General features: G+C 38.5%; 20 protein-coding genes. 14 read left to right on the top strand and 6 right to left on the bottom strand.

Annotated elements, in window-relative coordinates; translation table 11 throughout:
* Positions 1–120: 120 nt before the first annotated feature.
* Positions 121–1,302 carry an acyl-CoA dehydrogenase family protein gene (locus ACQY4U_RS21165; protein ID WP_428331455.1) on the bottom strand — a complete coding sequence of 394 codons (1,182 nt, stop codon included), beginning with the start codon at positions 1,300–1,302 and terminating at the stop codon, positions 121–123.
* Between the two features lie 170 nt (positions 1,303–1,472).
* Here ACQY4U_RS21165 and folB point away from each other — a divergent pair, with 170 nt between their 5' ends.
* The 3 genes from folB to ACQY4U_RS21150 are packed head-to-tail and all read left to right on the top strand — an operon-like array spanning position 1,473 to position 3,880.
* Positions 1,473–1,823 (top strand): dihydroneopterin aldolase, encoded by a 351-nt coding sequence (folB, locus tag ACQY4U_RS21160; protein ID WP_428331454.1) that lies wholly within the window; start codon positions 1,473–1,475, stop codon positions 1,821–1,823.
* A gap of 4 nt (positions 1,824–1,827) precedes the next feature.
* A complete protein-coding gene (locus tag ACQY4U_RS21155; RefSeq protein WP_428331453.1) occupies positions 1,828–3,225 on the top strand; it encodes an FAD-binding oxidoreductase in 1,398 nt (465 codons plus the stop codon).
* Between the two features lie 10 nt (positions 3,226–3,235).
* Entirely contained in the window at positions 3,236–3,880 is a 645-nt protein-coding gene (locus tag ACQY4U_RS21150) for an MgtC/SapB family protein (RefSeq protein ID WP_428331452.1), read from the top strand.
* A 2-nt stretch (positions 3,881–3,882) separates the two neighbouring features.
* Here ACQY4U_RS21150 and ACQY4U_RS21145 read toward each other — a convergent pair whose 3' ends face one another.
* Entirely contained in the window at positions 3,883–4,329 is a 447-nt protein-coding gene (locus ACQY4U_RS21145; RefSeq protein WP_428331451.1) for an acyl-CoA thioesterase, read from the bottom strand.
* 135 nt (positions 4,330–4,464) lie between these two features.
* On the opposite strand from ACQY4U_RS21145, the gene ACQY4U_RS21140 reads away from it, so the two are divergent.
* Entirely contained in the window at positions 4,465–4,905 is a 441-nt protein-coding gene (locus ACQY4U_RS21140; RefSeq protein ID WP_428331450.1) for an Hsp20/alpha crystallin family protein, read from the top strand.
* Positions 4,906–5,045: 140 nt separating this feature from the next.
* On the opposite strand, the gene ACQY4U_RS21135 is transcribed toward ACQY4U_RS21140, so the two are convergent.
* Positions 5,046–5,537: a YajQ family cyclic di-GMP-binding protein gene (locus ACQY4U_RS21135; protein WP_428331449.1), complete on the bottom strand. Its 492-nt coding sequence runs from the start codon at positions 5,535–5,537 to the stop codon at positions 5,046–5,048.
* Between the two features lie 351 nt (positions 5,538–5,888).
* Between ACQY4U_RS21135 and ACQY4U_RS21130 the strand changes: the two genes are divergently transcribed.
* The 4 genes from ACQY4U_RS21130 (at position 5,889) to ACQY4U_RS21115 (ending at position 13,674) form a co-directional block, all read left to right on the top strand.
* Positions 5,889–9,797, top strand: a complete 3,909-nt coding sequence (locus tag ACQY4U_RS21130) for an ice-binding family protein (RefSeq protein WP_428331448.1) — start codon at positions 5,889–5,891, stop codon at positions 9,795–9,797.
* 221 nt (positions 9,798–10,018) lie between these two features.
* The gene (gene ppk1 / locus ACQY4U_RS21125) at positions 10,019–12,073 is read left to right on the top strand and encodes a polyphosphate kinase 1 (protein ID WP_428331447.1); all 2,055 of its coding nucleotides are present in this window, start codon (positions 10,019–10,021) and stop codon (positions 12,071–12,073) included.
* Positions 12,070–12,957 carry an exopolyphosphatase gene (locus tag ACQY4U_RS21120; RefSeq protein WP_428331446.1) on the top strand — a complete coding sequence of 296 codons (888 nt, stop codon included), beginning with the start codon at positions 12,070–12,072 and terminating at the stop codon, positions 12,955–12,957. The genes ppk1 and ACQY4U_RS21120 overlap by 4 nt, the downstream gene beginning before the upstream one ends.
* Positions 12,958–13,110: 153 nt before the next feature.
* Complete coding sequence (locus ACQY4U_RS21115; protein ID WP_428331445.1) at positions 13,111–13,674, top strand: UbiX family flavin prenyltransferase; 564 nt, start codon at positions 13,111–13,113, stop codon at positions 13,672–13,674.
* Between the two features lie 6 nt (positions 13,675–13,680).
* On the opposite strand, the gene ACQY4U_RS21110 is transcribed toward ACQY4U_RS21115, so the two are convergent.
* On the bottom strand, positions 13,681–15,771 hold the full coding sequence (locus tag ACQY4U_RS21110) for an ATP-binding protein (protein WP_428331444.1): 2,091 nt from the start codon (positions 15,769–15,771) through the stop codon (positions 13,681–13,683).
* Positions 15,772–16,028: 257 nt separating this feature from the next.
* On the opposite strand from ACQY4U_RS21110, the gene mtaB reads away from it, so the two are divergent.
* From mtaB to ACQY4U_RS21090, 4 genes are read left to right on the top strand one after another with little or no spacing between them, the layout of a single operon-like run.
* Positions 16,029–17,351 (top strand): tRNA (N(6)-L-threonylcarbamoyladenosine(37)-C(2))-methylthiotransferase MtaB, encoded by a 1,323-nt coding sequence (mtaB, locus tag ACQY4U_RS21105; RefSeq protein WP_428331443.1) that lies wholly within the window; start codon positions 16,029–16,031, stop codon positions 17,349–17,351.
* A 27-nt stretch (positions 17,352–17,378) separates the two neighbouring features.
* Positions 17,379–18,542, top strand: coding sequence for a prolipoprotein diacylglyceryl transferase (locus ACQY4U_RS21100; RefSeq protein WP_428331442.1), 1,164 nt, complete (start codon positions 17,379–17,381; stop codon positions 18,540–18,542).
* Positions 18,535–19,020: a GtrA family protein gene (locus ACQY4U_RS21095; RefSeq protein WP_428331441.1), complete on the top strand. Its 486-nt coding sequence runs from the start codon at positions 18,535–18,537 to the stop codon at positions 19,018–19,020. Before ACQY4U_RS21100 ends, ACQY4U_RS21095 begins: the two co-directional genes overlap by 8 nt.
* Positions 18,986–19,783, top strand: a complete 798-nt coding sequence (locus ACQY4U_RS21090) for an inositol monophosphatase family protein (protein ID WP_428331440.1) — start codon at positions 18,986–18,988, stop codon at positions 19,781–19,783. The genes ACQY4U_RS21095 and ACQY4U_RS21090 overlap by 35 nt, the downstream gene beginning before the upstream one ends.
* A gap of 89 nt (positions 19,784–19,872) precedes the next feature.
* Here the strand turns inward: ACQY4U_RS21090 and ACQY4U_RS21085 are convergent, their stop codons facing one another.
* On the bottom strand, positions 19,873–20,424 hold the full coding sequence (locus tag ACQY4U_RS21085) for a NifU family protein (RefSeq protein WP_428331439.1): 552 nt from the start codon (positions 20,422–20,424) through the stop codon (positions 19,873–19,875).
* Positions 20,425–20,593: 169 nt separating this feature from the next.
* On the bottom strand, positions 20,594–21,937 hold the full coding sequence (purB, locus tag ACQY4U_RS21080) for an adenylosuccinate lyase (protein ID WP_428331438.1): 1,344 nt from the start codon (positions 21,935–21,937) through the stop codon (positions 20,594–20,596).
* Positions 21,938–22,072: 135 nt separating this feature from the next.
* Here purB and ACQY4U_RS21075 point away from each other — a divergent pair, with 135 nt between their 5' ends.
* Together ACQY4U_RS21075 and ACQY4U_RS21070 are read left to right on the top strand one after the other, a co-directional pair.
* Positions 22,073–22,684: a TetR/AcrR family transcriptional regulator gene (locus tag ACQY4U_RS21075; RefSeq protein WP_428331437.1), complete on the top strand. Its 612-nt coding sequence runs from the start codon at positions 22,073–22,075 to the stop codon at positions 22,682–22,684.
* Positions 22,685–22,768: 84 nt separating this feature from the next.
* The gene (locus tag ACQY4U_RS21070) at positions 22,769–24,121 is read left to right on the top strand and encodes a TolC family protein (RefSeq protein ID WP_428331436.1); all 1,353 of its coding nucleotides are present in this window, start codon (positions 22,769–22,771) and stop codon (positions 24,119–24,121) included.
* Positions 24,122–24,143: the final 22 nt, after the last annotated feature.

Below are 24,143 nucleotides of genomic sequence, written 5' to 3'. Positions count from 1 at the left end.
CTGATAAATGAATTTTTAAATTCTGTTTAAAAGATATTTAACCATTAAGTTAGATACAAATAATACTATCAGTGATCACCCGTATCCAACTCAACAAAACCCGACTACAATTTACAAACCTTATTTAAAGGCTTCTTCACCTGTTATATCTAACCCGGTTATCAGTAAGTGTATGTCGTGTGTTCCTTCATACGTAATTACCGATTCAAGGTTCATCATATGGCGCATTATTGGGTATTCTCCTGTAATTCCCATACCGCCAAGTATCTGGCGTGCTTCTCTGGCTATATTTATCGCTGTTTCAACGCTGTTGCGCTTACTCATGGATATTTGGGCAGGGGTAGCCCTGTTTTCATTTTTTAAGGTACCAAGGCGCCAAACCAATAACTGGCCTTTGGTTATTTCGGTTATCATTTCGGCCAGTTTTTTTTGCTGAAGCTGAAATGCAGCTATTGGTTTACCAAACTGCTTGCGCTCTTTTGCATACCTTAAAGCAGTATCATAGCAATCCATAGCAGCGCCCATTGCTCCCCAGGCAATACCGTAACGAGCCTGGTTAAGGCATCCTAAAGGGCCTTTTAAACCTGCTACATTAGGGAGTAAATTTTCCTTAGGGATTTTTACATTATCAAAAACAAGCTCGCCGGTGGCAGATGCTCTCAACGACCATTTATTATGGGTTTCGGGAGTAGTGAAACCCTCCATGCCGCGCTCAACTATTAATCCTCTTATTTTACCACTTTCGTCTTTTGCCCAAACAACGGCTATATCAGCAAAAGGGGCGTTTGAGATCCACATTTTTGCACCGTTTAATATATAATGATCGCCGGCATCCTTAAAATTAGTGGTCATACCACCCGGATCCGAACCATGATCAGGTTCGGTAAGGCCAAAACAACCCATCATTTCGCCGGTAGCCAGCTTGGGTAAATATTTTTTCTTTTGTTCTTCTGATCCGTAGGCATAAATAGGATACATTACTAATGATCCCTGTACCGAAGCGGCTGACCGTATGCCTGAATCTCCACGCTCAATTTCCTGCATAATGATCCCGTACGACATGTAATCAAGCCCCGCGCCACCATACTCAACCGGGATGGTAGGGCCAAAGGCACCTATTTCGCCCATGCCCTTTATTAGTTGTTTTGGAAACTCGGCACGCTGTGCAAAATCTTCAATTATAGGGCTTACTTCTTTTTTAACCCAGTCCCTTACTGTTGCACGTATTAATTTATGCTCGTCAGTAAGTAATTCATCTATCTGGTAATAATCAGGTGATTCAAAAACATCTTTTTTAGACATATAATATACAATTGGTTGCCAAAGATAGTGGTTTGCTTCCCGGATTCCGAATGTGAGGTGGTGGAATTACAGCCTTATATTTTTGCATTATTTCAACAAAGCAAAATCCAAATCCAAACAAATCCGAAATCAAATATCCGAAATCCAAAATCAAGAACTACTTTTGAAACATGATCAATATATCCCTTCATGGTGCCGAGTTTTTTGCCTTTCACGGTTTTTATCCCGAAGAGCAAAAATTAGGTACAAAATTTATTGTTGATGTTGAGGTTGATTTTGTGCCCTTAGATGATCTTAAAATTGATAAGATAGCTAATACGGTTGATTACGAACAGCTTTACAGTATAATAGATTCCCAGATGAAACAAACCCGTAAGTTGATTGAAACTGTGGCGCAGGCTATTTTAACTGATATTAAGGAACAGTTTCCGTTTGTGAAGGGTATTACCGTAAGTATAAAAAAGCTAAACCCGCCACTTAAGGGTAAGGTTGAATATTCGGGCATTGTAATTAGCAGCTGATAATATGAACTACAATAAAATAACAGGGGATGTGCTTGCCGCTATTAAGGCAATAGTTGGCAGTGAAGCTGTTATAACGGGCCATGATGAATTAGAAAAATACAGCCATGATGAAACTGAAGATCTTCGGTTTTATCCGGAAGTAGTTGCCAGGCCAAAATCGCCCCAGGAGGTTGCTGCGCTGATGCAGCTTTGTAATGCGCATTTAATACCTGTAACGCCACGGGGCGCAGGTACAGGATTAAGCGGTGGTGCCCTGGCTGTAATGGGTGGCCTGGTAATAGCAATGGAGCGTTTTAATAAGGTTTTGGCTATTGATGAGCAAAATCTGCAGGCTACTGTTGAACCCGGTGTTATTACCGAGGAATTTATGAACCAGGTAGCTGCTAAAGGTTTACTATACCCGGTTGACCCTGCAAGTAAGGGGAGCTGTTTTATAGGGGGTAATGTTTCACATGGTTCAGGCGGGCCAAGGGTGGTTAAGTATGGCACTATCCGCGAATATATTTTAAACCTGGAAGTGGTGTTACCATCGGGCGAGATTATCTGGACAGGGGCAAATACCCTGAAATATGCATCTGGTTATAACCTTACGCAGTTGATCATAGGGTCGGAGGGTACTTTGGCCATTGTTACAAAAATTGTGGTTAAGCTTATTCCGCGGCCAACTTTGGATGCATTAATGCTGGCCTCATTCAGCTCAAATGAAGCAGCTTGTGCTACGGTTTCTGCTATTTTCAGGGCTGGGATTATCCCTTCGGCAGTAGAGTTTATGGAGCGCAGAGGGGTGGAGTGGGTAAAGGAGAACGACGGAATAGCATTTGACCTTAAAGATGACATCGAGGCATTTTTATTGATAGAGGTTGATGGCACCAACCAGGATGTGATATTTACCGACTGCGAAAAAATAAACCAGGTTTTAGAAGAGTTTGATTGTAAGGATGTGCTGTTTGCCGATAGCGCTGCCCAGAAAGAAGAGCTTTGGCGTTTACGCAGAACAATGGCTGTATCGGTAAAATCAAATTCGGTTTATAAGGAAGAGGATACAGTAGTACCTCGCGCCAGCCTGCCCGAACTAATTAAAGGAATAAAACAAACAGGGCTTAAATATGGCTTTGAATCAGTGTGTTATGGCCATGCCGGTGATGGTAACCTGCACGTAAATATCATAAAAGGAACCATGAGCGATGTTGACTGGAACAACCGTTTAAAAGATGGCATCCGCGAAATATTTGAGCTGACGGTTTCATTAGGTGGTACTTTATCTGGCGAGCATGGAATTGGCCTGGTACAAAAAGATTTTATGCCCATAAAATATTCAGAGGTTCATTTTGCTTTGTGGCGGGGCATAAAGCAGGTGTTTGATAAAAATGGTATCTTAAATCCCGGAAAAATATTTTAATTATTAATGAATGGTTAATCAAATACAATCGCTGGAGTTTGGTATTGCAGGTAGCGACATTATAAAAATTTTGCTCGCAGTTTTATGCGGTGGCATTTTAGGATTAGAGCGCCAGTATAAAAACAAAACAGCAGGTTTTCGTACAGTTATACTGATATGCCTTGGTGCCACTATCTATACAATGGTGGCACAGCGTGCCGGGGCCGGGGTTAATATCAATATAGTAACTGGTATTGGTTTTATTGGTGCAGGCGTTATTTTTAAAGATAATATTACCGTTAGCGGGCTTACAACGGCTGCCGTAATATGGATGTCGGCTGCTATAGGTATGGCGGTAGGATCAGGAAATTATATGTTAGGTATATTTTCAACCATCCTTACCATACTTGTGCTGCTTTTGTTCAGTATGATTGAGCGGTATATTGATAAAGTTCATCACGATAAACTATTTGTTATTGTATTTACCAACGCAGTATACGAAAACAAGGATATGGTTGAGCAATTGATTGTGGCTAACCAGCTTAAATCAAGGCTTGTTCAGTTAACTAAAAAGGATGGCTGTTTACAAATTGCTTTATTAGTAACCGGCCACCGGGATAATATCAGCGTATTGGACGAGCAGCTATTGCAAATGCCGCAGATAAAAGCTTTTTAATTTTAGTGGGTATTGGTTATCATACCTGGTTCATCAAATTCTATCATCCTGTGGCGTTCACTAACAGGTATGGGCACTGATTTATTGGCTGAATAATCATAGCTGATACAAACAGTTTTGCCAGTAGTACAAATCTCTTCGCCATCGGGAGTTATCCGCACCAAAACATACATCATATCAAAACTGCTGTTACCAATGCGCGTGGTGCGAACATAGCAGGCAATCTCGTCATTAAGCGTTATCGGTTTTAGGTAATTAACTTCTGACCGGCCTACAATTATGCCATTTTCGGGCAGGTTCCAGTTAATTATTTCTTTCCAGTAGGTAAATCTTGCAAACTCAAAGTAGGTTAAGTAGATCGCGTTATTAACGTGTCCTACTGCATCAATATCCGAAAACCGGATAGCTATTGGGGTTTTAAACCTATAATCGGATAATTTTTCAGCCATTGAGTGTCAATTTGTCTGTTTGAAATAAATATAACGGACAAAATGCCAGCCATATTATGCTTTTAAGGGGTTGGTATAACACTTGATAAACACTCAGCGAAGATAAATAAAAGAAAATCTTAGGAGGATATAAAAATGACTTTAGTAAAATTTGCAAACGGACAAAAAAATCATGCAGTTAATCCATTTTTCAGTGATGTATTTGATTCAATATTAAATGAATCGTTTTTGAGCGATAAGTTAGCAACCCGCGTACCTGCAGTTAATATTGCAGAAAGTGAAAGCGAATTTCATATTGAATTGGCTGTACCAGGTTTGAAAAAAGAAGATTTTAAAATTAGCCTTGATAAAAATATTTTAACAGTATCGGCTGATAAAAAAGTTGAGAATATTGAAGAAGGTAAAAAATTCAGCAAACGTGAATATAGTTACAACTCATTCACCAGGTCATTTACCTTACCTGAAACTGCTGATCATACAAAAATTGAAGCTGAATATACCGATGGTATTTTGAAGTTAAAGGTTGCTAAAAGGGAAGAAGCTAAATTTCAGTCGAGAGAGATAGCTGTAAAATAAGCCTGATGTGATTAAGGGTTTTCCTAATCTGAAATCAAATATCATTACCCCAGCAATAAAAAGAGTGTTTTCATAATAGTTGGTTTAGTTTGAAAGGCCGCTTCGTTAAGAAGCGGCTTTTCTATTATCTTTAAGCCAAACTAATCCCTCATGTTGATAAACTGCAGGGGCTGGCCAAAATCATCTTTACGGCAAAGGCTGATCACTGCTTGCAGATCGTCAATCTTTTTACCCTGAACGCGAACCTGATCGTCCATAACAGAGGCTTGTACTTTTAATCCGCTGTCTTTTATCTTTTTAACTATTTTTTTTGCAGCTTCTTTATCAATACCCTCTTTGATCTTTATTTCTTTACGGATCATATTACCTGATGCGTATTGTTCTTTTCCAAAATCAAGCGCTTTAGGATCAAGCTGCTGCTTTACCATACGGCCGATGATTGAATCCTGAATGGCTTTTAAGCGCATATCGTTTTCAGTTACAACCGTTAAGGTATTGGTTTTTTTATCCAGGTCGATGGTGCTTTTTGAATCGTTAAAATCATAACGGTTCAGTATTTCTTTTTTTGCAATGTTAATGGCGTTATCAAGCGTTTGGCCATCTATTTTACTTACTATATCGAAAGTTGGCATGTTAATATTTATTAGTTGATAGAACTTTAATAGCAAATGTATTAAATACATAGTGCTAATGGTTGTGTAAATAACTGATTAGGTGATTTTTTTTAATAATTGGTCGGTTAACAAAACTAATAAAAGCTACTAAGGCATTTAATAATTATTTAAAAATATCGTTTGTAAATGAATGAATATAGCTGAAAGCTCTAAACATGAAAGCTATTAAATAGTGATTTAAATCACTATTTATCAAGTATTTATTTATGTTTATTTAAGCGTGTACAATCAATAATGATATTTGTTTTGTAAAATTAGGGTTACATTGCAGAGGAAAGAATAAGTGAAATTGATTTTATATGAAAAAAAATGTTTGAGCCCGCACTCTCCGGGACTTGTAATATCCTTCGAAGTAAACTCTTATTTCGTAATTATACAATAAACGCTATAAACACATACGGCCCATCCTTTTTTAAAAATAATAAATTCAAAACAGCTGTAATATTTAATATATGCCTGTTTGTTAGCTTTAATTTAAGTGCTTTTGCTTCTTTTGCTAAAAAGATCAAGCCAAAAGTTGCATGGTATGGCGCTACTGCTCCTAATTTAGGATCTATTGCTGGTTTTGCTCTTTTTACTACAGTGGGTGCCGTGGGTAATACAGGAGTATCAAATATTACAGGTAGTATTGGTACCGGTACCGGTGCAGTAAGTGGATATGGTGCACCATCATCATCAGGTCCCACTTATATTAATGATAGCCAGACAACCCAGGCTACTCAGGATCTTACCAATGCTTATAATCAATTAACCGCTGCAACAGTAACTGCTGCACATGGCGCAGTTTTAGGCAATGGAGAAACCATTTATGCGGGTGTATATTCAATAGCAGGCGCCGGTTCGGCTGCGGGAACTTTAACACTGGATGCGCAGGGAAATGCAAACGCTGTATTTATTTTTAAGGTTGGTGGAGCATTTACTACAGGCGCTGCAACTACAGTTGTTTTAACAAATGGCGCTTTGGCAAGTAATATTTTTTGGGTGGCTGAGGGTGCTGTTGCAATGGCTGCTGCAACTACCATGAAAGGGACTTTGATATCAAATAATGGAGCCATTTCTATGGGTGATGGCGGTTCGCTTGAAGGGAGGATGCTTTCAACTACAGGTGCTGTTTCTACTTATGGTGATAATATTTATATACCTGTAAGTGGCTTCTCGTGGGTTGGTGTTACAAGTACAGACTGGAATACCGCTTCAAACTGGCTTAATGGCATAGTACCCACAAGTATTGATAATGCGTTGATAGGTGTCAGCAGAGCTTTTACTTATTTTCCAAATGTTTTGGCCTCATCCGGTACTACCAATGTTGGTTCAATAGCCTTTGGAAATATGGGTGGGCAGGCAGCAGGTGTGGTTGTTAACAGCGGCAGCACTTTAACCGTAATTGGTGCAATAACCTATCAGGGCGATTCAAACTCCAACCTTGGCTATGTCAGTACGCTTTCAGGGATGGGTATATTAAATGCAAACAGTTTAAATGTTATAGCAGGTAATAGTTTGGCAACGTCAAATACTGATGTATTTGCATCATCGGTTAATAATTTAAATATAACTACAAATATTGCCTTAACATCGTCAAACAATGGCACTACATTGTATAATGTTAAATTTAATTTAACCGGGGGGATAGCTGCGCTTACCGGGTTGATCCAAACAACCAATACATCCAGCAGTACATCCAGTTTTATAATTATACCATCAACATCAGCAACATTACAGCTTATTGATACGGCAGCCTTATCCGGTTTATCAAACCTGGGGGCAAACATAGTTACTTTTAACAACACGGGCTCAACAGTTGAATATTCCGGCGCATCTCAAATTGTTTATACCGACGCGGGTATTATGGGTTTAAGCAGTGGTGTAAGTTATCAAAATATAAAGTTTTCAGGTATCGGTATAAAAACAGCATCAACTGGAAACTTAAATAATGCAGGCGATTACACCACAACCCTGGCTAACGACGCTGCTGATTACGTTAACTTATCAGGCCCTGCGGTAAATTTTAACGGAACTACACAAAGTTTGGCAGGTGGGGCGGGGAACGGTACTGTACTTTACAACGTTAACTTTAGCGGGGCAGGTACAAAAACTATGGTCAGCGGGAATTTTTACGTGGCCAATTCGGGTATATTAACGATGGTTGGCAGTAATACCAATACCACTTTAGCAACAGGCGGCTTTTTAACATTACGTTCAGGCGCTTCGCAATCGGCAACCATAGCAGCCATATTACCGGGCCCCTCAATTACAGGTATTGTAAATGTTGAACGATTTTTAACAGGCACAAATTCAAATTATCGTGGTTACAGGTTGTTAACCTCTCCGGTTAATAGTACAAGTCCAACTTCCGGTCCTAATAACTATCTTAACTTATATTATTTTAATAAAAGTACAAACTCAACAGCACCATTTACTGCGGGGCCGGGTGCAGGGTTCACTATTGTTTTTGTTAATCCATCAATGTATTTGCTTGATGAGCAGTTGCCTAATAGTAATTCGGGGTTTACTTCGGGTAAAAATGTGGGTATTAAATCAATAGGAACCGTAAGTACTGATTATACCATAGGCACAGCAAGTACTTCGGCATCAAGCAGTATTGTTCCTTCAACAGCCAGTATACCGGCCGGCAATGGATTTTTGTTGTTTTTTATAGGTAGTAATAACAACCGAACCAGCGGTTCAACAAGTATTGCTATAACTGATGCAACTATTACTAACGTTGGCTATCTCAACCAGCAGGCTGTTACCGTTAATCTGTGGTATCCAGGCTCGGGTGGGCAATCGCATTTGTCTTATACCAGCTCTCTATCTGCAACCGATTTTCCGGGATTTAACATGGTTGGTAATCCTTATGCCAGTACAATTGATCTGAAAAAGGTGTGGGCAGATAACAGCAGTAACAATATTGGCCAGGTTTTTTATGAGCTTGATAATCTTAAACCCAATAATAACTATGTAAGTTATAACGGCGCATCAGGAGCAACATCAGGTAGCCCTGCTACAGCTGTTTCTCAATACATTGCCAGCGGGCAAGGCTTTTTAGTTACGGCCACAAGCGCAACAAACTCTACCTTAACCTTTCAGGAAACGGAAAAAGCAGCAGCCGGTGTATTTCCAGGGCAGTTGTTATTAGTTTCTCCTTCGGGCCACGTATTGGCTTTAAATACCGCAGTAGTGGGCTTACCGGCTAAAAACTACGTATCACTAATAAATACTGCTTCGGGGCCACTTACCGGCCTGCATTTAAGGCTACAGCAGGATAGTGTAACATTTGATGAGTGTGGAATTTATTTCAGGAGCGATTGGTCGGATAAATTTGATGTTGCCGACGGGCGCGACCTGGACGGGGTATCTCCTTCAGTTTTCCTTTCAAGCTATACTTCTGACAATGTACGTACATCAATTAACTCAATGGCGCAATATACAGGCGGCAAAAATGTAAAGCTTTTTGTAAAGGCTAATAAAACAGGCAATTACTTATTAACACTTGAGGATGTAGCCAATATTGATACCTCCTTATTTAATATATTTATTCTTGATCACCTGTATAAGGATTCCTTAGATGTAGGAAGGTATAAAAGTTATGTTTTTACCATCATCACCAGTGATACCACTACTTATGGGGCAAACCGTTTTGAATTAGCGGTTGAAAGAAAAGCGGTAATACCTTATCAGCTCATGTCTTTTATTGCAACAAAGGTAAGCAGCGGCATTTTGCTTAGCTGGAAAACCAACAATGAAAGTAATTACACAGGTTTCGGTATAGAAAAACAGGCTATCAATGGTAAGCAATACGATATACAGTACCAAGTGCAAAGTAATGGTAGCGGCAACTACACTTATCTTGATCATAATCCGGTTAGCGGGGCTAATACCTACCGGCTTACGCAGAATAATATAAGCGACGTTATAAGTTATTCAAGCCCTGTAAGTATATTTTATAATCCGGCGGCAATAGCTGGGCAGTTAACCGTTTTCCCAAATCCATGTGTTAAATCAATTACTGTTAACATGAATAGTTCTTCATCGGTTGTTGCAACTTCATACAATACCTTTATTTATGATATGTTGGGTGTGCTTGTCGTTAATCAAACTCAAAAAAGTAACAGCTGGACCCAGGATGTAAGCAAGCTTAAGCCAGGCGCTTATGTAATAAAAATTAAAAATACCAGTGGCGATTTTGTAGGTGATGCTAAATTTGTAAAAATTCAATAAAAAGAGTAGCGTAAAAATATCATTCTTAACTATTTGCTTAATTTTTTAACGATTAAAAACATTAAGCATTTATTGCTGTACTTACCATTGAATGCCTCTTGTTCTATTGCTTTGGCGTATGAATTAACAATAAAATGCTATTTAAATACCGATGACTTAATATTAAGTTAACAATTAAATAAGCAGATTTGTAAACGAGGCCAAATGGTAAGCCTTTTTATATGGATATTAAACACGTACCCTTAATTAATCGTGAAATTAGCTGGCTTTATTTTAATGACAGGGTTTTACAGGAAGCCGCTGACCCAACAGTTCCATTAATTGACCGGATTAAGTTTTTAGCTATTTTTTCATCGAATTTAGATGAGTTTTACCGTGTAAGGGTAGCTACCCTGAGCCGTTTGGCAAACCTCAACGAAAAAGCAAAGGAAATTTTGGGATACAATCCTAAAAAAGTACTGAACCAGATCAAGAACATCGTTGTAAGGCAGGAGCGCAAGTTCAATAATCTTTATGAAAACATTATTGTAAAGCAACTTGCTGAGGAAAAGATTTTTATCCTTAATGATAAACAGCTTAACGTAAGCAGGGGCGAGTTTGTAAAGCACTATTTCAGAGAAAAGCTACTTGCCACGTTAGTTCCCATAATGCTGGATGACAGCCTGCCATTACCTGAATTAAGGGACCGTGCTATTTACTTTTTTGTAAAGCTTACTAAAAATAAAAAATCACGCCTTGCATTAATTGAGTTTCCAGATACTTTATCAAGGTTTGTGGTACTGCCCGAAACCAATAACCTTAAGTTTATTATTTTACTGGATGATATTATCCGCTACAGCCTTGAGGATATCTTCTTCATTTTTGAGCACGATTCTATCGAAGCATATTCCCTGCAGCTTACCCGGGACGCTGAGCTTGACCTGGATAAAGAGGTAAGCGAAAAGTTTATTGATTCGCTTTCAAAAAGCTTACAGAAACGCAAAAAGGGCAAGCCTATGCGTTTGCTCTATGATTCTGAAATGCCCCTAGATATGTTAAAATATTTGGTTACCAAAATGGGCTTACATGGCGAAAGCCTTATCCCGGGTAACCGTTACCACAACTTTAAAACTTTTATAGCTTTTCCAAACGTTGGCAGGGCCGGGTTAGAGTATGAAAAAACCATCCCGCTACCTGTTGATGGTTTGTCTTTTGGCAAAAGTTTAATGGGGATGATCGCTAAAAAAGATTACCTGATCAGTACACCATACCAATCGTACGATTATGTGATCCATTTTTTAAGAGAAGCCGCCATAGATCCAAAAACAAAAGAGATCAGTATCGCAGTTTACAGGCTTGCCGAAAATTCAAGAATTATGCACGCCTTGATGAGTGCGGCCAAAAATGGTAAAAAAGTTACCTGTTTGGTAGAGTTGCGCGCACGTTTTGATGAGCAAAATAACATAGCATGGAGCCGCAGGCTTGAGGAAGAAGGTGTTACCGTTCTGTATGGTATTGAGGGGTATAAAGTACACTCAAAGATATGCCTTGTAACCCGGTTGGAGAAAGATAAACCAGCTTATTATGCCTGCTTATCAACCGGAAACTTTAACGAGAAAACGGCAAGGATGTATGCGGATCATACCCTGCTAACTGCAAATAAAAAGATAACCGCCGATTTAGTGAATGTTTTTAAGGCTCTGAGTAAAAGTACATTACCTAAGGGTTTAAAAAGTTTAATAGTATCGCCCATTGATGCCCGGCCTGCAATTTATAAGCTGATTGATAACGAGATAAAGAATGCCAAGGCCGGTAAAAAGGCTTATATGATATTGAAGATGAACAGCCTGGCCGATGAACAGCTGATCAATAAATTATACCAGGCAAGTAATGCAGGGGTTAAAATAAAAATGATAATAAGGGGGATGTGCTGCCTTATTGCAGGGGTAAAAGGCTACAGCGAAAATATTGAGGTATTGAGCATTGTAGATAAATACCTTGAACATGCCCGAGTACATATTTACTGTAACGGCGGCGATGAACTGATCTACCTCACCTCTGCCGATTTTATGACCCGTAATATTGATACAAGGGTGGAGGTTGGCTTCCCCATTTATGATGAAAATTTAAAGAAAGAGGTAAGGGATATAATTAACCTGCAATTGACCGATAATACCAAATCCCGCGAGATTAACAGCCACAATACCAATAAATACCACAAAACTAATTCAGCTGTGCCGCACAGGGCGCAGGTTGATATATACAATTACCTTAAAGATAAATCCAAACAAAGTTGAGATACGGAGCAATAGATATAGGTTCAAATGCCGTAAGGCTGCTTATAGCTGATATTATTGAAAACAATGGTTCAGTTTCATTCAAAAAAAATACGTTAATAAGGGTTCCGCTCCGTTTGGGTGATGATGCTTTTTTAGATCATCATCTTTCAGGAAAAAAATCAGCAGACCTGGTAAAAACCATGCAGGCTTTTAGTAAGCTAATGGAAGTTTACAAGGTTACGGATTATAAGGCTTATGCCACATCGGCCATGCGCGAAGCCAAGAATGGCGATGAGGTGGTGAAATTGGTTAAAACAGAAGCTAATATTGATCTTGAAATTATACACGGGCAAAAGGAAGCCGGGATAATTTATGCAAGCCATGCAGAGCTCAATATTGATAAAAGTAAAAACTACCTGTATATTGATGTAGGTGGCGGCAGTACCGAGCTTTCCTTGTTTTCGGCAGGGGAGATGTGGGCATCCCGATCATTTAATATTGGTACCATCCGGATGCTGGATAACCAGGATACAGAAGAAACCTGGAACGAAATGCGCGATTTTATCCGCGAAAACACCAAGCAATTTAAAGTTATTTTGGGCATTGGTACTGGTGGCAATATCAATAAACTTTATAAACTGTCCGAAGAAAAAGATAAAGCACCCTTAACCTTTGGTAAACTTAAGGCACTTTATACTTACTTAAGCTCATTTTCGCTTAAGGACAGGATCAATGTTTTAGGCTTAAATCAGGATAGGGCAGACGTGATTATACCTGCCTGCGAGATTTATATGACGGTAATGAAATGGGCAAATATTAAAAGTATTTATGTGCCTACTGTTGGTTTGGTTGATGGTATAATTCAAACGCTTATCGAAAAAAATCACCCAAAATCGAGTTAAATTTATTTAAAGAAATTGTTTAAAAATTGAAAAACTGTTATTACATTTGTAGTGCCCCCTCAAGGGCATGTTTTTCATAGGTAGATGTAGGGTCGAGTATTTATATTCGACCCTTTTTTGTTCCTCAAATTTACCTGGTTTGTTAATATGATTATGAAGAAGAAGATTGTTGTAGCTATTACCGGTGCCAGTGGTTCCATATATGCCAAATTACTTATTGAGCAATTACAAAAGCTGAGCACGCAGATTGATGAAGTAGCCGTTGTAATGTCAGACAATGCCAAGGATGTTTGGCGCTTTGAGCTTGATAACGAAGATTACAATAACTTCCCCTATAAAATTTATTCTAAAACAGATTTTATGGCCCCCTTTGCTTCCGGCTCGGCAAGGTTTGATACCATGGTAATCGTACCATGCTCAATGGGTACATTAGGCCGTATAGCTTCCGGGATCTCTGACGATCTTATCAGCCGTGCTGCTGACGTAATGCTCAAAGAACGCCGCAGACTTATTTTAGTAGCCCGGGATACCCCATTTAACCTTATCCATATCCGCAATATGCAAACAGTGACAGAAGCAGGCGGAATTATATGCCCGGCAGTTCCATCATATTACAGCAGGCCTAAGACTGTTGAGGAGGTGGCTATGACCGTTGTAAACAGGATTATTGACCTGATAGGGTTAGAGAATGAAAGCTATCGCTGGGGTGCTCATTAAGCTGAATTATACAAAACGAGTAGCATTATCCATATCCTGAACTGCTAAAGCTATTTTTTCGACCAGGTTTTTCTCTAAAAATGGTTTCAGAATAACATCATTTATACCTGATTTGAAATAAACATCCCGGTCTTCTTTCATAACATTTGCTGTTAAAGCCATAATGGTAACAGTCGCTTTCGTTTGATCGGGATAATTTCTGATCTGTTGCGTTAGCTCGAGTCCGTTCATTTCAGGCATCTGTATGTCTGTCAAAATAATATCGTAATTGTTTTTTTTGAATAGTTCAAAAGCTTCCTTACCGTTATAGGCTACATCGTACTTTATCTTCCACTTTTTTAAAATTGTTGTGCCAAGCAAAACATTAAGCTGATTATCCTCGGTAAACAAAATATATTTTTCATCAACCATCTCAGCCATTAGCTCATCACTCATGGTTTGGGTAATGGCAACATCCTTATTAGCACATGTATTAAATGGCAGCTCAAAGCTAAACTCTGAACCTTGCCCCGGTTCGCTTTTCACACTGATGCGGCCACCCTGTAATTCAATTATCTTTTTGCAAATAGCTAACCCTAAGCCGGTACCTTTATGCCGAGTAGATTTTTGTGCATTTGCAACCTGCGAAAACTCTTCAAAAATATGAGGCAGGTCATTTTTATGGATGCCCAGGCCTGTGTCCTTTACGGTCACTTTTAATACGCTTTGGTCATCTCTTTCATCAACATAGGCTATTAATGTAACCTTACCTTTAACTGTAAATTTAATGGCATTACCAATCAGGTTCATGATCACCTGTTTAAGGCGCATCTTATCGCCCTGGCAGCAAATGTTTCTATCAATAGCTATCTGATTCTCTAACAGAATATGTTTTTTGATGGCCTGTATATTCATCCCGTTAAAGATCTCTTCAATTGCCTGGTTAAGCATAAATGATGAGCTTTCAAAGTTCATTTTGCCTGTTTCGTATTTCGAAAAATCAAGGATCTCATTAACCAGCTCCAAAAGCATTTCAGACGAACTCCTGATCGCATCTACCTGTTCTTTTTGCTGTTCAGAAAGATTTGAATGGCTCAATTGTTCAGAAAAGCCGATCACTGAGTTTAGCGGTGTGCGGATCTCATGACTCATGCCAGCTAAAAACATACTTTTTGAATTGGCATATTGCTCTGTTTTTTCGCTATGCTCAATAATCTCCTGGTCATTTCTAAAAATCTTCCAGATATTATAAAAAACTAACACCAATAAAGTCAACAAAAACAAAGCACTAATGGCCGATAGTTGTTTAAACTCCACAAAAACATCCGTCATGCTTTCCTTTAGGCCATTCCGGCTATCATCTATGTATAATTGTTCAACTGTTTTGTAATGCTTTAAGCTTATAATAATTTCTTTTAGCAGGTTATCGTTTATAAATAAAATCTGCCGTTCATTACTTATCAGCTTGTTGTTTACTACATTAAGCTTTTTATAATAGGTTTTATATTCGTGCTTGTTATTATAAACAGTATCCTTCGAGGTTAAAACAGAGGTAATTACCGTATCTTTTTTAATTACTACGGGTTGTGAGTTGGCTTCGACACCTTTTTTCGAAAAAGCTTCAACGATACGGCCTAATAGTTTTTTTCTGGGTTTGGCGATATTGTTTTTTAAAGTGTCAATAGTAACAACATGTTCAACCTTTACTACAGGTTTAGATGTTTGCTGATTAAAACTTTTTAACGACCTGTTTATTTTTATGGAGTATTTGATCAGGCTGTCGGTAAGTATACGGAGTTTAATATAGCTGCTTGTTTTTTGAGTTTTCTGGTCAATTAGTTTTTTAAACTTTAAAGTATCCTTATCTGCAATGTTTTTACTGTTAAAATTTATCTGGTCAACTATACCGGTGATCCTGACAATATCTTTCGAGAATTTTTTTAGATAAGCCTTGTTCCCGGTAGTGGTGTAAAGCCTGCTGTTGTTATCGGCGCTGTATAAATCAATTATGCAACTATCAATCAATGCACTGTTTTCGCGTGCGGTAATCAGGTTTTCAATATTGCTTTGTAGTTTTTGTGCTTTTTTATAATGCAGCAATAAATATAATACCCCCATAAAAAGGATACTGAAAAGAAGTATAATAAGGCAATATCTTAGTACAGGGATTTTTTTGGAAGTGGCAATCATGAAATAATTGATTGTTAATTAATTTGTTATTAAGTTAATAGTGCCCTGCTAAAACATTTTATTTTAACACCATCTTTAAAAAAATGTTCAGCTTAAAGGCATTCTTAAAAGTTGTTTAAGTTTCAGGTATAAATTATTGGGGTTGAGATAGCCGCAAAAATTCAATATCTTTGCACGCTTTAAAAATGAACAAGAAAGTAGCATTTTATACATTAGGCTGTAAGCTTAACTATTCGGAAACGTCATCTATTGGCCGTTTGTTTAAACAGGCAGGCTTTAGTACGGTTGATTTTACCGATACCCCTGATGTATATGTGATTAACACTTGCTCAGTTACCGACCATGCCGATAAAAAATGCAGAAAGGTAGTTAAAGAAGCCCTTAAAATATCGCCAAACGCATACGTTACTATAGTTGGTTGTTACGCACAGCTAAAGCCAAAAGAAATATCAGAAATACCTGGTGTTGATATGGTTTTAGGCGCTGCCGAAAAGTTTTTGATCGTTGATTACATTACCGATCTTACTAAAAATCCTAAAGCCCTGGTTTATAATCAGCCGGTATCAGAAGCTAAAGATTTTGTTTCAGGATTTTCTATAGGTGGTGATCGTACCCGTACTTTTTTAAAGGTTCAGGATGGTTGTGATTATTCATGTACGTTTTGTACCATACCTTTGGCGCGCGGCAAAAGCCGCAGCGATACCATTGCCAATGTAATTGAGCAGGCTAAAGAGGTAGCAGCATCGGGCGTTAAGGAAATTGTATTGACCGGGGTTAACTTGGGTGATTTCGGTATCAGGAACGGTGAACGCGAAGATAAATTCTTTGACCTGGTTAAAGCACTGGATAATGTGGAAGGAATTAACCGAATCCGGATCTCATCCATTGAGCCTAATTTATTAAGCGACGAGATTATTGAATTTGTAGCCCAATCCAAACGTTTTGTACCGCATTTTCATATCCCGCTACAATCAGGATCGGATAAGATACTGGGTTTAATGCGCCGCCGCTACAAAAGGCAGTTATATGCTGATAGAGTTGCTAAAATAAAGCAGGTGATGCCTGATTGCTGTATTGGTGTTGATGTGATTGTTGGCTTCCCCGGCGAAACACGCGAAGATTTTATTGATACCTATAATTTTTTAAATGAACTGAACGTTTCGTATCTGCATGTGTTCACTTATTCTGAACGGGAAAATACACCTGCAAATGAAATGACGGGCGTTGTACCTGGTTCAACACGTTTTGAGCGGAATAAAATGCTGCATATTTTATCAGACAAAAAACGCCGTGCCTTTTATGATAGCCAGCTAAATAAAACTTACGAGGTATTATTTGAACGCGATATTAAAGACGGCTATATGCACGGTTTTACCCGTAACTATGTTAAGGTTAAAACCAAATATGATCCTGTTCTGGTGAATGAATTACGTACGGTTCATTTAACACAAGTTTCAACCGATGGTGATGTTGAAATTACTGAAAGCGAAGAAATATTTGTTCATTAACATTATCTTGCGCCCAAATTACTAAGAATGTTCCCAACTATATCCTTCCTTATACAATACCTTACAGGGCTTTATATACCGCTTCCAATACAAACATTTGGCTTTTTTGTGGCTATTGCTTTTATGGCTGGTTACTGGGCTTTTGTTCAGGAATTTAACCGGAAGGAAAAATTAGGCTATGTACATTCGTTCGAAAAAACAATCACCATCGGCGCACCTGCCACCACTGCCGAATTAGTTGGTAATGGCATTTTCGGTTTTATATTGGGTTTTAAGGTGCTTGATTCTATCCTTAATTACCATGCACTTTTAGATGATCCGCAGGAATTTATATTATCGTTAAGGGGAAACTGGATAGGCGGAATTATAGGTGCCGCGGCTTTTACCTACTGGGCTTATGCCGAAAATAAAAAACAACGCTTACCTGAACCTAAAAAACAAAGGGTAATTGTTCATCCGGCTGATTTGATGGGCACCATGCTATTTTGGGCGGCTCTGTGTGGTTTTGCTGGAGCTAAATTATTCAATGCCCTTGAAAACTGGGGCGAATTTATGAAAGACCCTGTTGGCATGCTGATAGGTTTTAGCGGACTTACCTTTTATGGTGGTTTAATATGCGGCGGTGCCGCTGTACTATACATTGCCCATAAAAATGGGATCAGGTATTTGGACATGCTTGATATTGGTGGCCCCGGTATGATGCTTGCTTATGGTGTTGGCCGTATTGGCTGCCAAATGTCTGGCGATGGTGATTGGGGAATCGAAAACATAGCTCAAAAGCCAGGCTGGTTAAGCTGGGCACCCAACTGGACATGGTCTTTCCAGTTTCCGCATAATGTTAATAACGAAGGCGTGGTTATTCCCGGCTATATCGGTAAGTTTAATCACGAGTTGCCAATAGGCGTGTTCCCTACATCCTTTTACGAATCAGTGATCTGTATTTTATTGTTCTTTTTTTTATGGAGCATTCGCGACAGGATAAAACTACCGGGTATGATGTTCGGTATCTACATGATATTAAACGGTGTTGAGCGCTTTTTTATTGAGCATATACGTGTAAATACCAAATACCATGTTGCAGGCATAAGCTTTACACAAGCAGAAATGATTTCGCTGTTAATGATAATAGGGGGATTATATTTAATTTATATCTCGACTAATAAAAAAGCGCCTTTAACAGCACATGACTAAAAAATCCTGGAAAAGTAAGTTTTTAGATAACCAGGTAGTAAGGTTTGTGCTTTCGGCCGGAATGGGATTTATAGTTGATATATGCGCTTATTATTTGTTTTACCATAATTTACTGGTTCAAAAAACTTATAGCTTTAATGGCTTTGTGGTTCGTAATTCAACCCTATCTTTAGCCTTATCCTTTTTTTTAGGGGTGATGGTTAATTTTATAATTACCCGGTACTTTGTATTTTCAGAGTCAAAATCATCAGCGTATAAGCAATTCTTTAGGTTTATGGTCGTTGCTATTGTAGGTTTTTTTGCTAACCTAGCCGTGCTTAAGTTTTTTATACAGGATATGCACATGTACCCTCCCGTAGCAAGGCCTTTAGCAGCTTTAAGCTTGTTTTTTGCAAGTTACTTTGTACATAAGTTTTTTTCATTCAGCCTATCATTAAGACATCATGCAACTGGATCAAGTAGTAAAGCAAGTAATTGAGGTAGCCAAAGAAGCCGGAGCGTTCATCCGTGAGCAGCGCAAAACCTTTAGCCCCGATCAGATCGAGATCAAAGGTTTGAATGACCTTGTATCCTACGTTGATAAAACGGCTGAGGAAATGATTGTTGCTGCATTAACCAATGTAGTGCCCGGTGCTGGTTTTATTACCGAAGAAAAAACTATAAACAAGGTTGGTGAAAAATATAACTGGATAATTGATCCGCTTGATGGTACTACCAATTTTATTCATGGTTTGCCGGTTTATTCGGTTAGCATAGCCTTGCAGGAAAATGATGAGTTAGTATTAGGGGTAGTTTATGAGATTAACCAGGACGAATGCTTTTACGCCTGGAAAGGTGCACCAGCTTACCTGAACGGGAAAGAAATCAGGGTAAGCAATAGCCCAACTATTGATAAGAGTTTATTAGCTACCGGTTTTCCATATTATGATTTTGCAAAGCAGCCGGCTTATATAGCCTTATTTACCGAATTGATGAAAAGCTGCCACGGCTTAAGGCGTTTAGGATCGGCAGCGGTTGATTTAGCTTATACCGCATGTGGCAGGTTTGAGGGGTTTTATGAATACAACTTAAACCCTTGGGATGTAGCTGCCGGAATTGTTATTGTGCGACAAGCCGGTGGCGATGTGGTGAATTTTAAAGGTGGCGATGAATGCCTTAATACCCGCGAACTTTTAGCCACCAACGGTAAAATTACAGCAGAAATGCTGGCACAGATTCAGAAATACTTTATACAATACTAATTTTCAGGCATAAAAAAACACGAATTCCACATGTGCTGATTCAATCATTAACTGTGAAATTCGTACTGTTATGTATGTTCGTGAAATGCTTATAAAGCTTCAGAGACTACTTCGGTAACTTCGGGAACCATTCTTTTCAAAAGGTTTTCAATACCTGATTTTAAAGTTACTGTTGATGACGGGCATCCGCTGCATGAACCGCGAAGTTCAACAGTTACAACTCCTGTATCAAATGATCTGTAGGTGATAGCACCACCATCCTGTTCAACAGCCGGACGTACGTAATCATGCAATATCTGCTGAATTTTAACTTCAATATCGGTACCTTCAAAATCACCTGCTTCAGCCTGTTCTTCTTCCTGTATCTTTAATTCAGCCTCAACAGCACCTTTTACAAACTCTTTTAATATCGGTAAAAGATCATCCCAGTTATCATTCTCAAACTTTGTTACGGTAACAAAATTACTGGCAAAGAAAACACCGTTAACAAACGAAAATTTAAATAATTCTTTTGCAAAGGGTGATTTTTCAGCACTTTCCTTGGTAGCAAAGTCGGCACTTCCGTTAATCAGCAACTTGTTCACAATGAACTTCATAGTTGCCGGGTTTGGAGTAGATTCTGTATATACGTTGATGTTCATTTTATTCTTTAATTAATACTTGAATTAACAAATTTAAACAGCTTTTTGATTTAAATGATACCCTTATATAGTTATGACCCATTAATGACTGATATACGTGGCACGCAAACTTCTATTTTAAACTATATTAGAAGCATTGGACAATTATAAATCTACTGACCAACAAGGTTTAAATACCTGTATAATTTGATGGTGTTATCTGTTTTATTTCTTCTTTAATCGTATCGCTCACGTTAAGGCCATCAACAAATTCAGCAATAGTATGGGCGTTAACCTGTTGGTTGGTACGCGTTAGTTCTTTTAAGGCTTCGTAAGGGTTTGGATAAGCTTCCCTGCGTAAAATAGTTTGGATGGCTTCAGCAACTACCGCCCAGTTAGCTTCAAGGTGAGCATTAATGGCATCGGTATTTAATAATAGCTTGTTCAGCCCTTTAACGGTTGATTTAATGGCGATCAATGTATGTGCTACCGGTACCCCAATATTTCTCAATACGGTTGAATCTGTTAAATCGCGTTGTAACCTTGAAATTGGCAACTTAGCAGCCATGTGCTCAAATAATGCATTGGCAATACCCAAATTACCTTCCGAATTTTCAAAATCAATTGGGTTTACTTTATGCGGCATGGCCGATGATCCTATTTCTCCAGCCTTTATTTGTTGTTTAAAATAGTTCATGGAGATATAGGCCCACATATCCCTGTCAAGGTCAATTAAAATATTATTGATCCTTTTTAAAGCATCGCATTGCGCAGCAAAATTATCGTAGTGTTCAATCTGGGTGGTAAATTGCGATCTTTTAAGCCCCAATATATCGTTTACAAAATGATTACCGAATGCTTTCCAGTCAATTTGCGGGTACCCAATATGGTGTGCATTGAAATTACCTGTAGCGCCGCCAAACTTTGCAGAGTATGGGATTGGCTTCAAAAGCTCAAGCTGGGTTTCCAAACGTTCAACAAATACCTGGATCTCCTTACCCAAACGGCTTGGTGAGGCTGGCTGCCCATGTGTATGTGCCAACATTGGAACAAGCTCCCAGTCTGCTGCATATTTTTTCAATACAGCAAGCAGTTCATTAATCGCCGGGTAATATACGTTGGCTAAAGCTTCTTTAAATGAATAAGGGATAGCTGTATTATTAATATCCTGCGAGGTAAGACCAAAGTGAATAAATTCTTTCTGCGCTTCAAGGCCTAACTTGTCAAACTCTTTTTTAATAAAATATTCAACCGCCTTAACATCATGGTTGGTGGTTTTTTCAATCAGCTTTATGCTTTCGGCATCTGCTTCACTGAAATTTTTATAAATGTTGCGTAACTTTTCTGCTACATTTTTATCAAAATCATTTAATTGCGGCAACGGGTGCTCGCACAGGGCAATAAAATATTCGATCTCAACAAATACTCTATACTTAATCAGGGCATATTCTGAAAAATACAATGCTAAATCTGAAGTTGTATTTCGATAGCGGCCATCAATAGGAGAAATTGCTGAAAGAGGAGTAAGGGTCATTTTGAATAAATTTTTGCAAAGGTAATAATTCAGGAGCAGTTTAGTGTTCTGCTGTTGGTACTTACCGGGAAAACTATTTTTAAATGGAAACTTTGAAATCTAAAAATGTTTCCATAGTTTTGACTAATTAAGTCAATGGTTCAAATAGAGAGAATAATACAGGGTGGTGAGGAGCTGTTTTTAACAGCCGGAATAAAGAGCGTAACGATGGATGATATAGCCAAACACTTGGGTATGTCAAAAAAAACCATCTACCAGTTTTTTAAGGATAAGAACGAGTTGGTAATTGCTTTGGTTAATAAAAAACTAAAGGAAGACGAGGATCAGATGAGTGATATTATCAGCAGATCAAACAACGTGATCGAAGAGATGATCAACATGCTGAAATGTTCGGAAGAGATCTTTTCGAGGATCAATCCGATAGTGATCCACGATCTTCAAAAGTATCATCCCGAAGCCTGGAAGCAATTTCAGGATTTTAAATCGGATGTACTGGTACATACTTTAGAAGAGCTTTTAACCAAGGGCATAAAACAGGGCTATATAAGGCCTGATATTGATGTGAAAATAATGGCACGTATGCGCGTATGCCAGGTTGAAATGGGGTTTAATACTTCCATTTTTCCGGTGGCCGAGTTCAATACGTGGACGGTACAACAGCAGTTTCAGGAGCATTTTAATTTTGGGATATGTACCCTTAAAGGCTATAAGTTATTGAACCAGTTTAAAAATATTAAAGACGAGTAATTAAGCTGCTGACATAGGGTTGTCAAAACATCCATGTTCTTTGCAGTAACAATAAATTAAAACATAAACAAATAACAATATATAATGAAACAAGTATTTTTTATGGTGTCCTTATTATGTGCATTTGCCTTAAAGGGCTTTTCGCAGCAGGCACCACCCGATACGCTGACTTATAAATTTACGGTAGCCGATTGTATAAGCTATGCTTATAACCATCAGCATGCAGTAATAAACGCACAGTTGGATGTTACCAGTGCCGAGTATCATATAAAGGAAATTGTAGGACAAGGTTATCCTCAAATTAATGGTTCGGCAAGTTTCCAGGATTACATGAAAATTCCTACCACGTTAATACCGGGTGAATTTTTAGGCTTACCGGCAGGTACATTTAAGCAATTACAATTTGGGGTTAAATACCAGTCGAGCTTTACTATAGCTGCTAATCAAATTTTGTTTGATCCTAACTACATTGTTGGTTTACAGGCGCGTAAAACATACAGGGAATTATACGCCCGAAGCTTTACCCGCTCAGAAATTGATGCCAATGTAAATGTTACTAAGGCTTATTACCAGGTTTTGGTAAGCGTGGAGCAACTGAAACTATTGGAAGCTAATATAAAAGAGATAAAACAACAGTTGGATGAAACAGTAGCCCGTAACAAGCAAGGCTTTGTTGAAAAAATTGATGTTGACCGTATAACGGTTCAGTACAATTCATTGGTAACTAACCGGGAAAATACTGTTCGCTTGTTAGGATTAAATTACCAGCTTTTAAAATTCCAAATGGGAATGCCAATTGATAAGGTATTAACCTTAAAAGATAAACTGGAAGATATTCAACTTGATGGAAGCGCTGCTTTAGCAACCTCTGATACCGCTGTTTACCATAACCGTATTGAGTATAACTTGTTAGAAACGCAAAAAAAGATCAATGAATATGATCTTAAAAGCAAAAAAGGACAGTTTTTACCAAAACTTACTGCAAATGCAAGTTATGCTGCATCCTATCAAAATAATGCCTTCAGTAACTTGTATACCGTTAACTTCCCTTCAAGTTATGTAGGGCTTTCACTAAGCCTTCCCATATTTACAGGTTTTCAGCACCTTAACCAGGTTAAGCAATCCAAGATAACTGTATTAAAATCGCAGAATGATCTGGAAGATATGAAGAACACGGTTAACCTACAGGTAAGCCAATCGCGCATAGCTTACATAAACGGTTTACAAACCCTTAACGATCAGCGGAAAAACATGGCCCTGGCTGAAGAAGTATTGCGGGTGTCAAAAATTAAATATGAGCAGGGGGTGGGTTCAAGCATTGAAGTAACCCAGGCACAAACCGCCGTGCAGGAAGCTGATAACAGCTACATACAAGGTTTATATGATGCTTTAGTAAGCAAGGTTGATTTGGATAAAGCATACGGAAGAATTAAATAAGAAGAAATTAAAACTATATTAT

The sequence above is a fragment of the Mucilaginibacter sp. genome, from assembly GCF_965277465.1.
GTDB lineage: Bacteria > Bacteroidota > Bacteroidia > Sphingobacteriales > Sphingobacteriaceae > Mucilaginibacter.
Note: the sequence above shows the minus strand (reverse complement) of the source record. Positions and strands in the feature narration are given on the sequence as shown.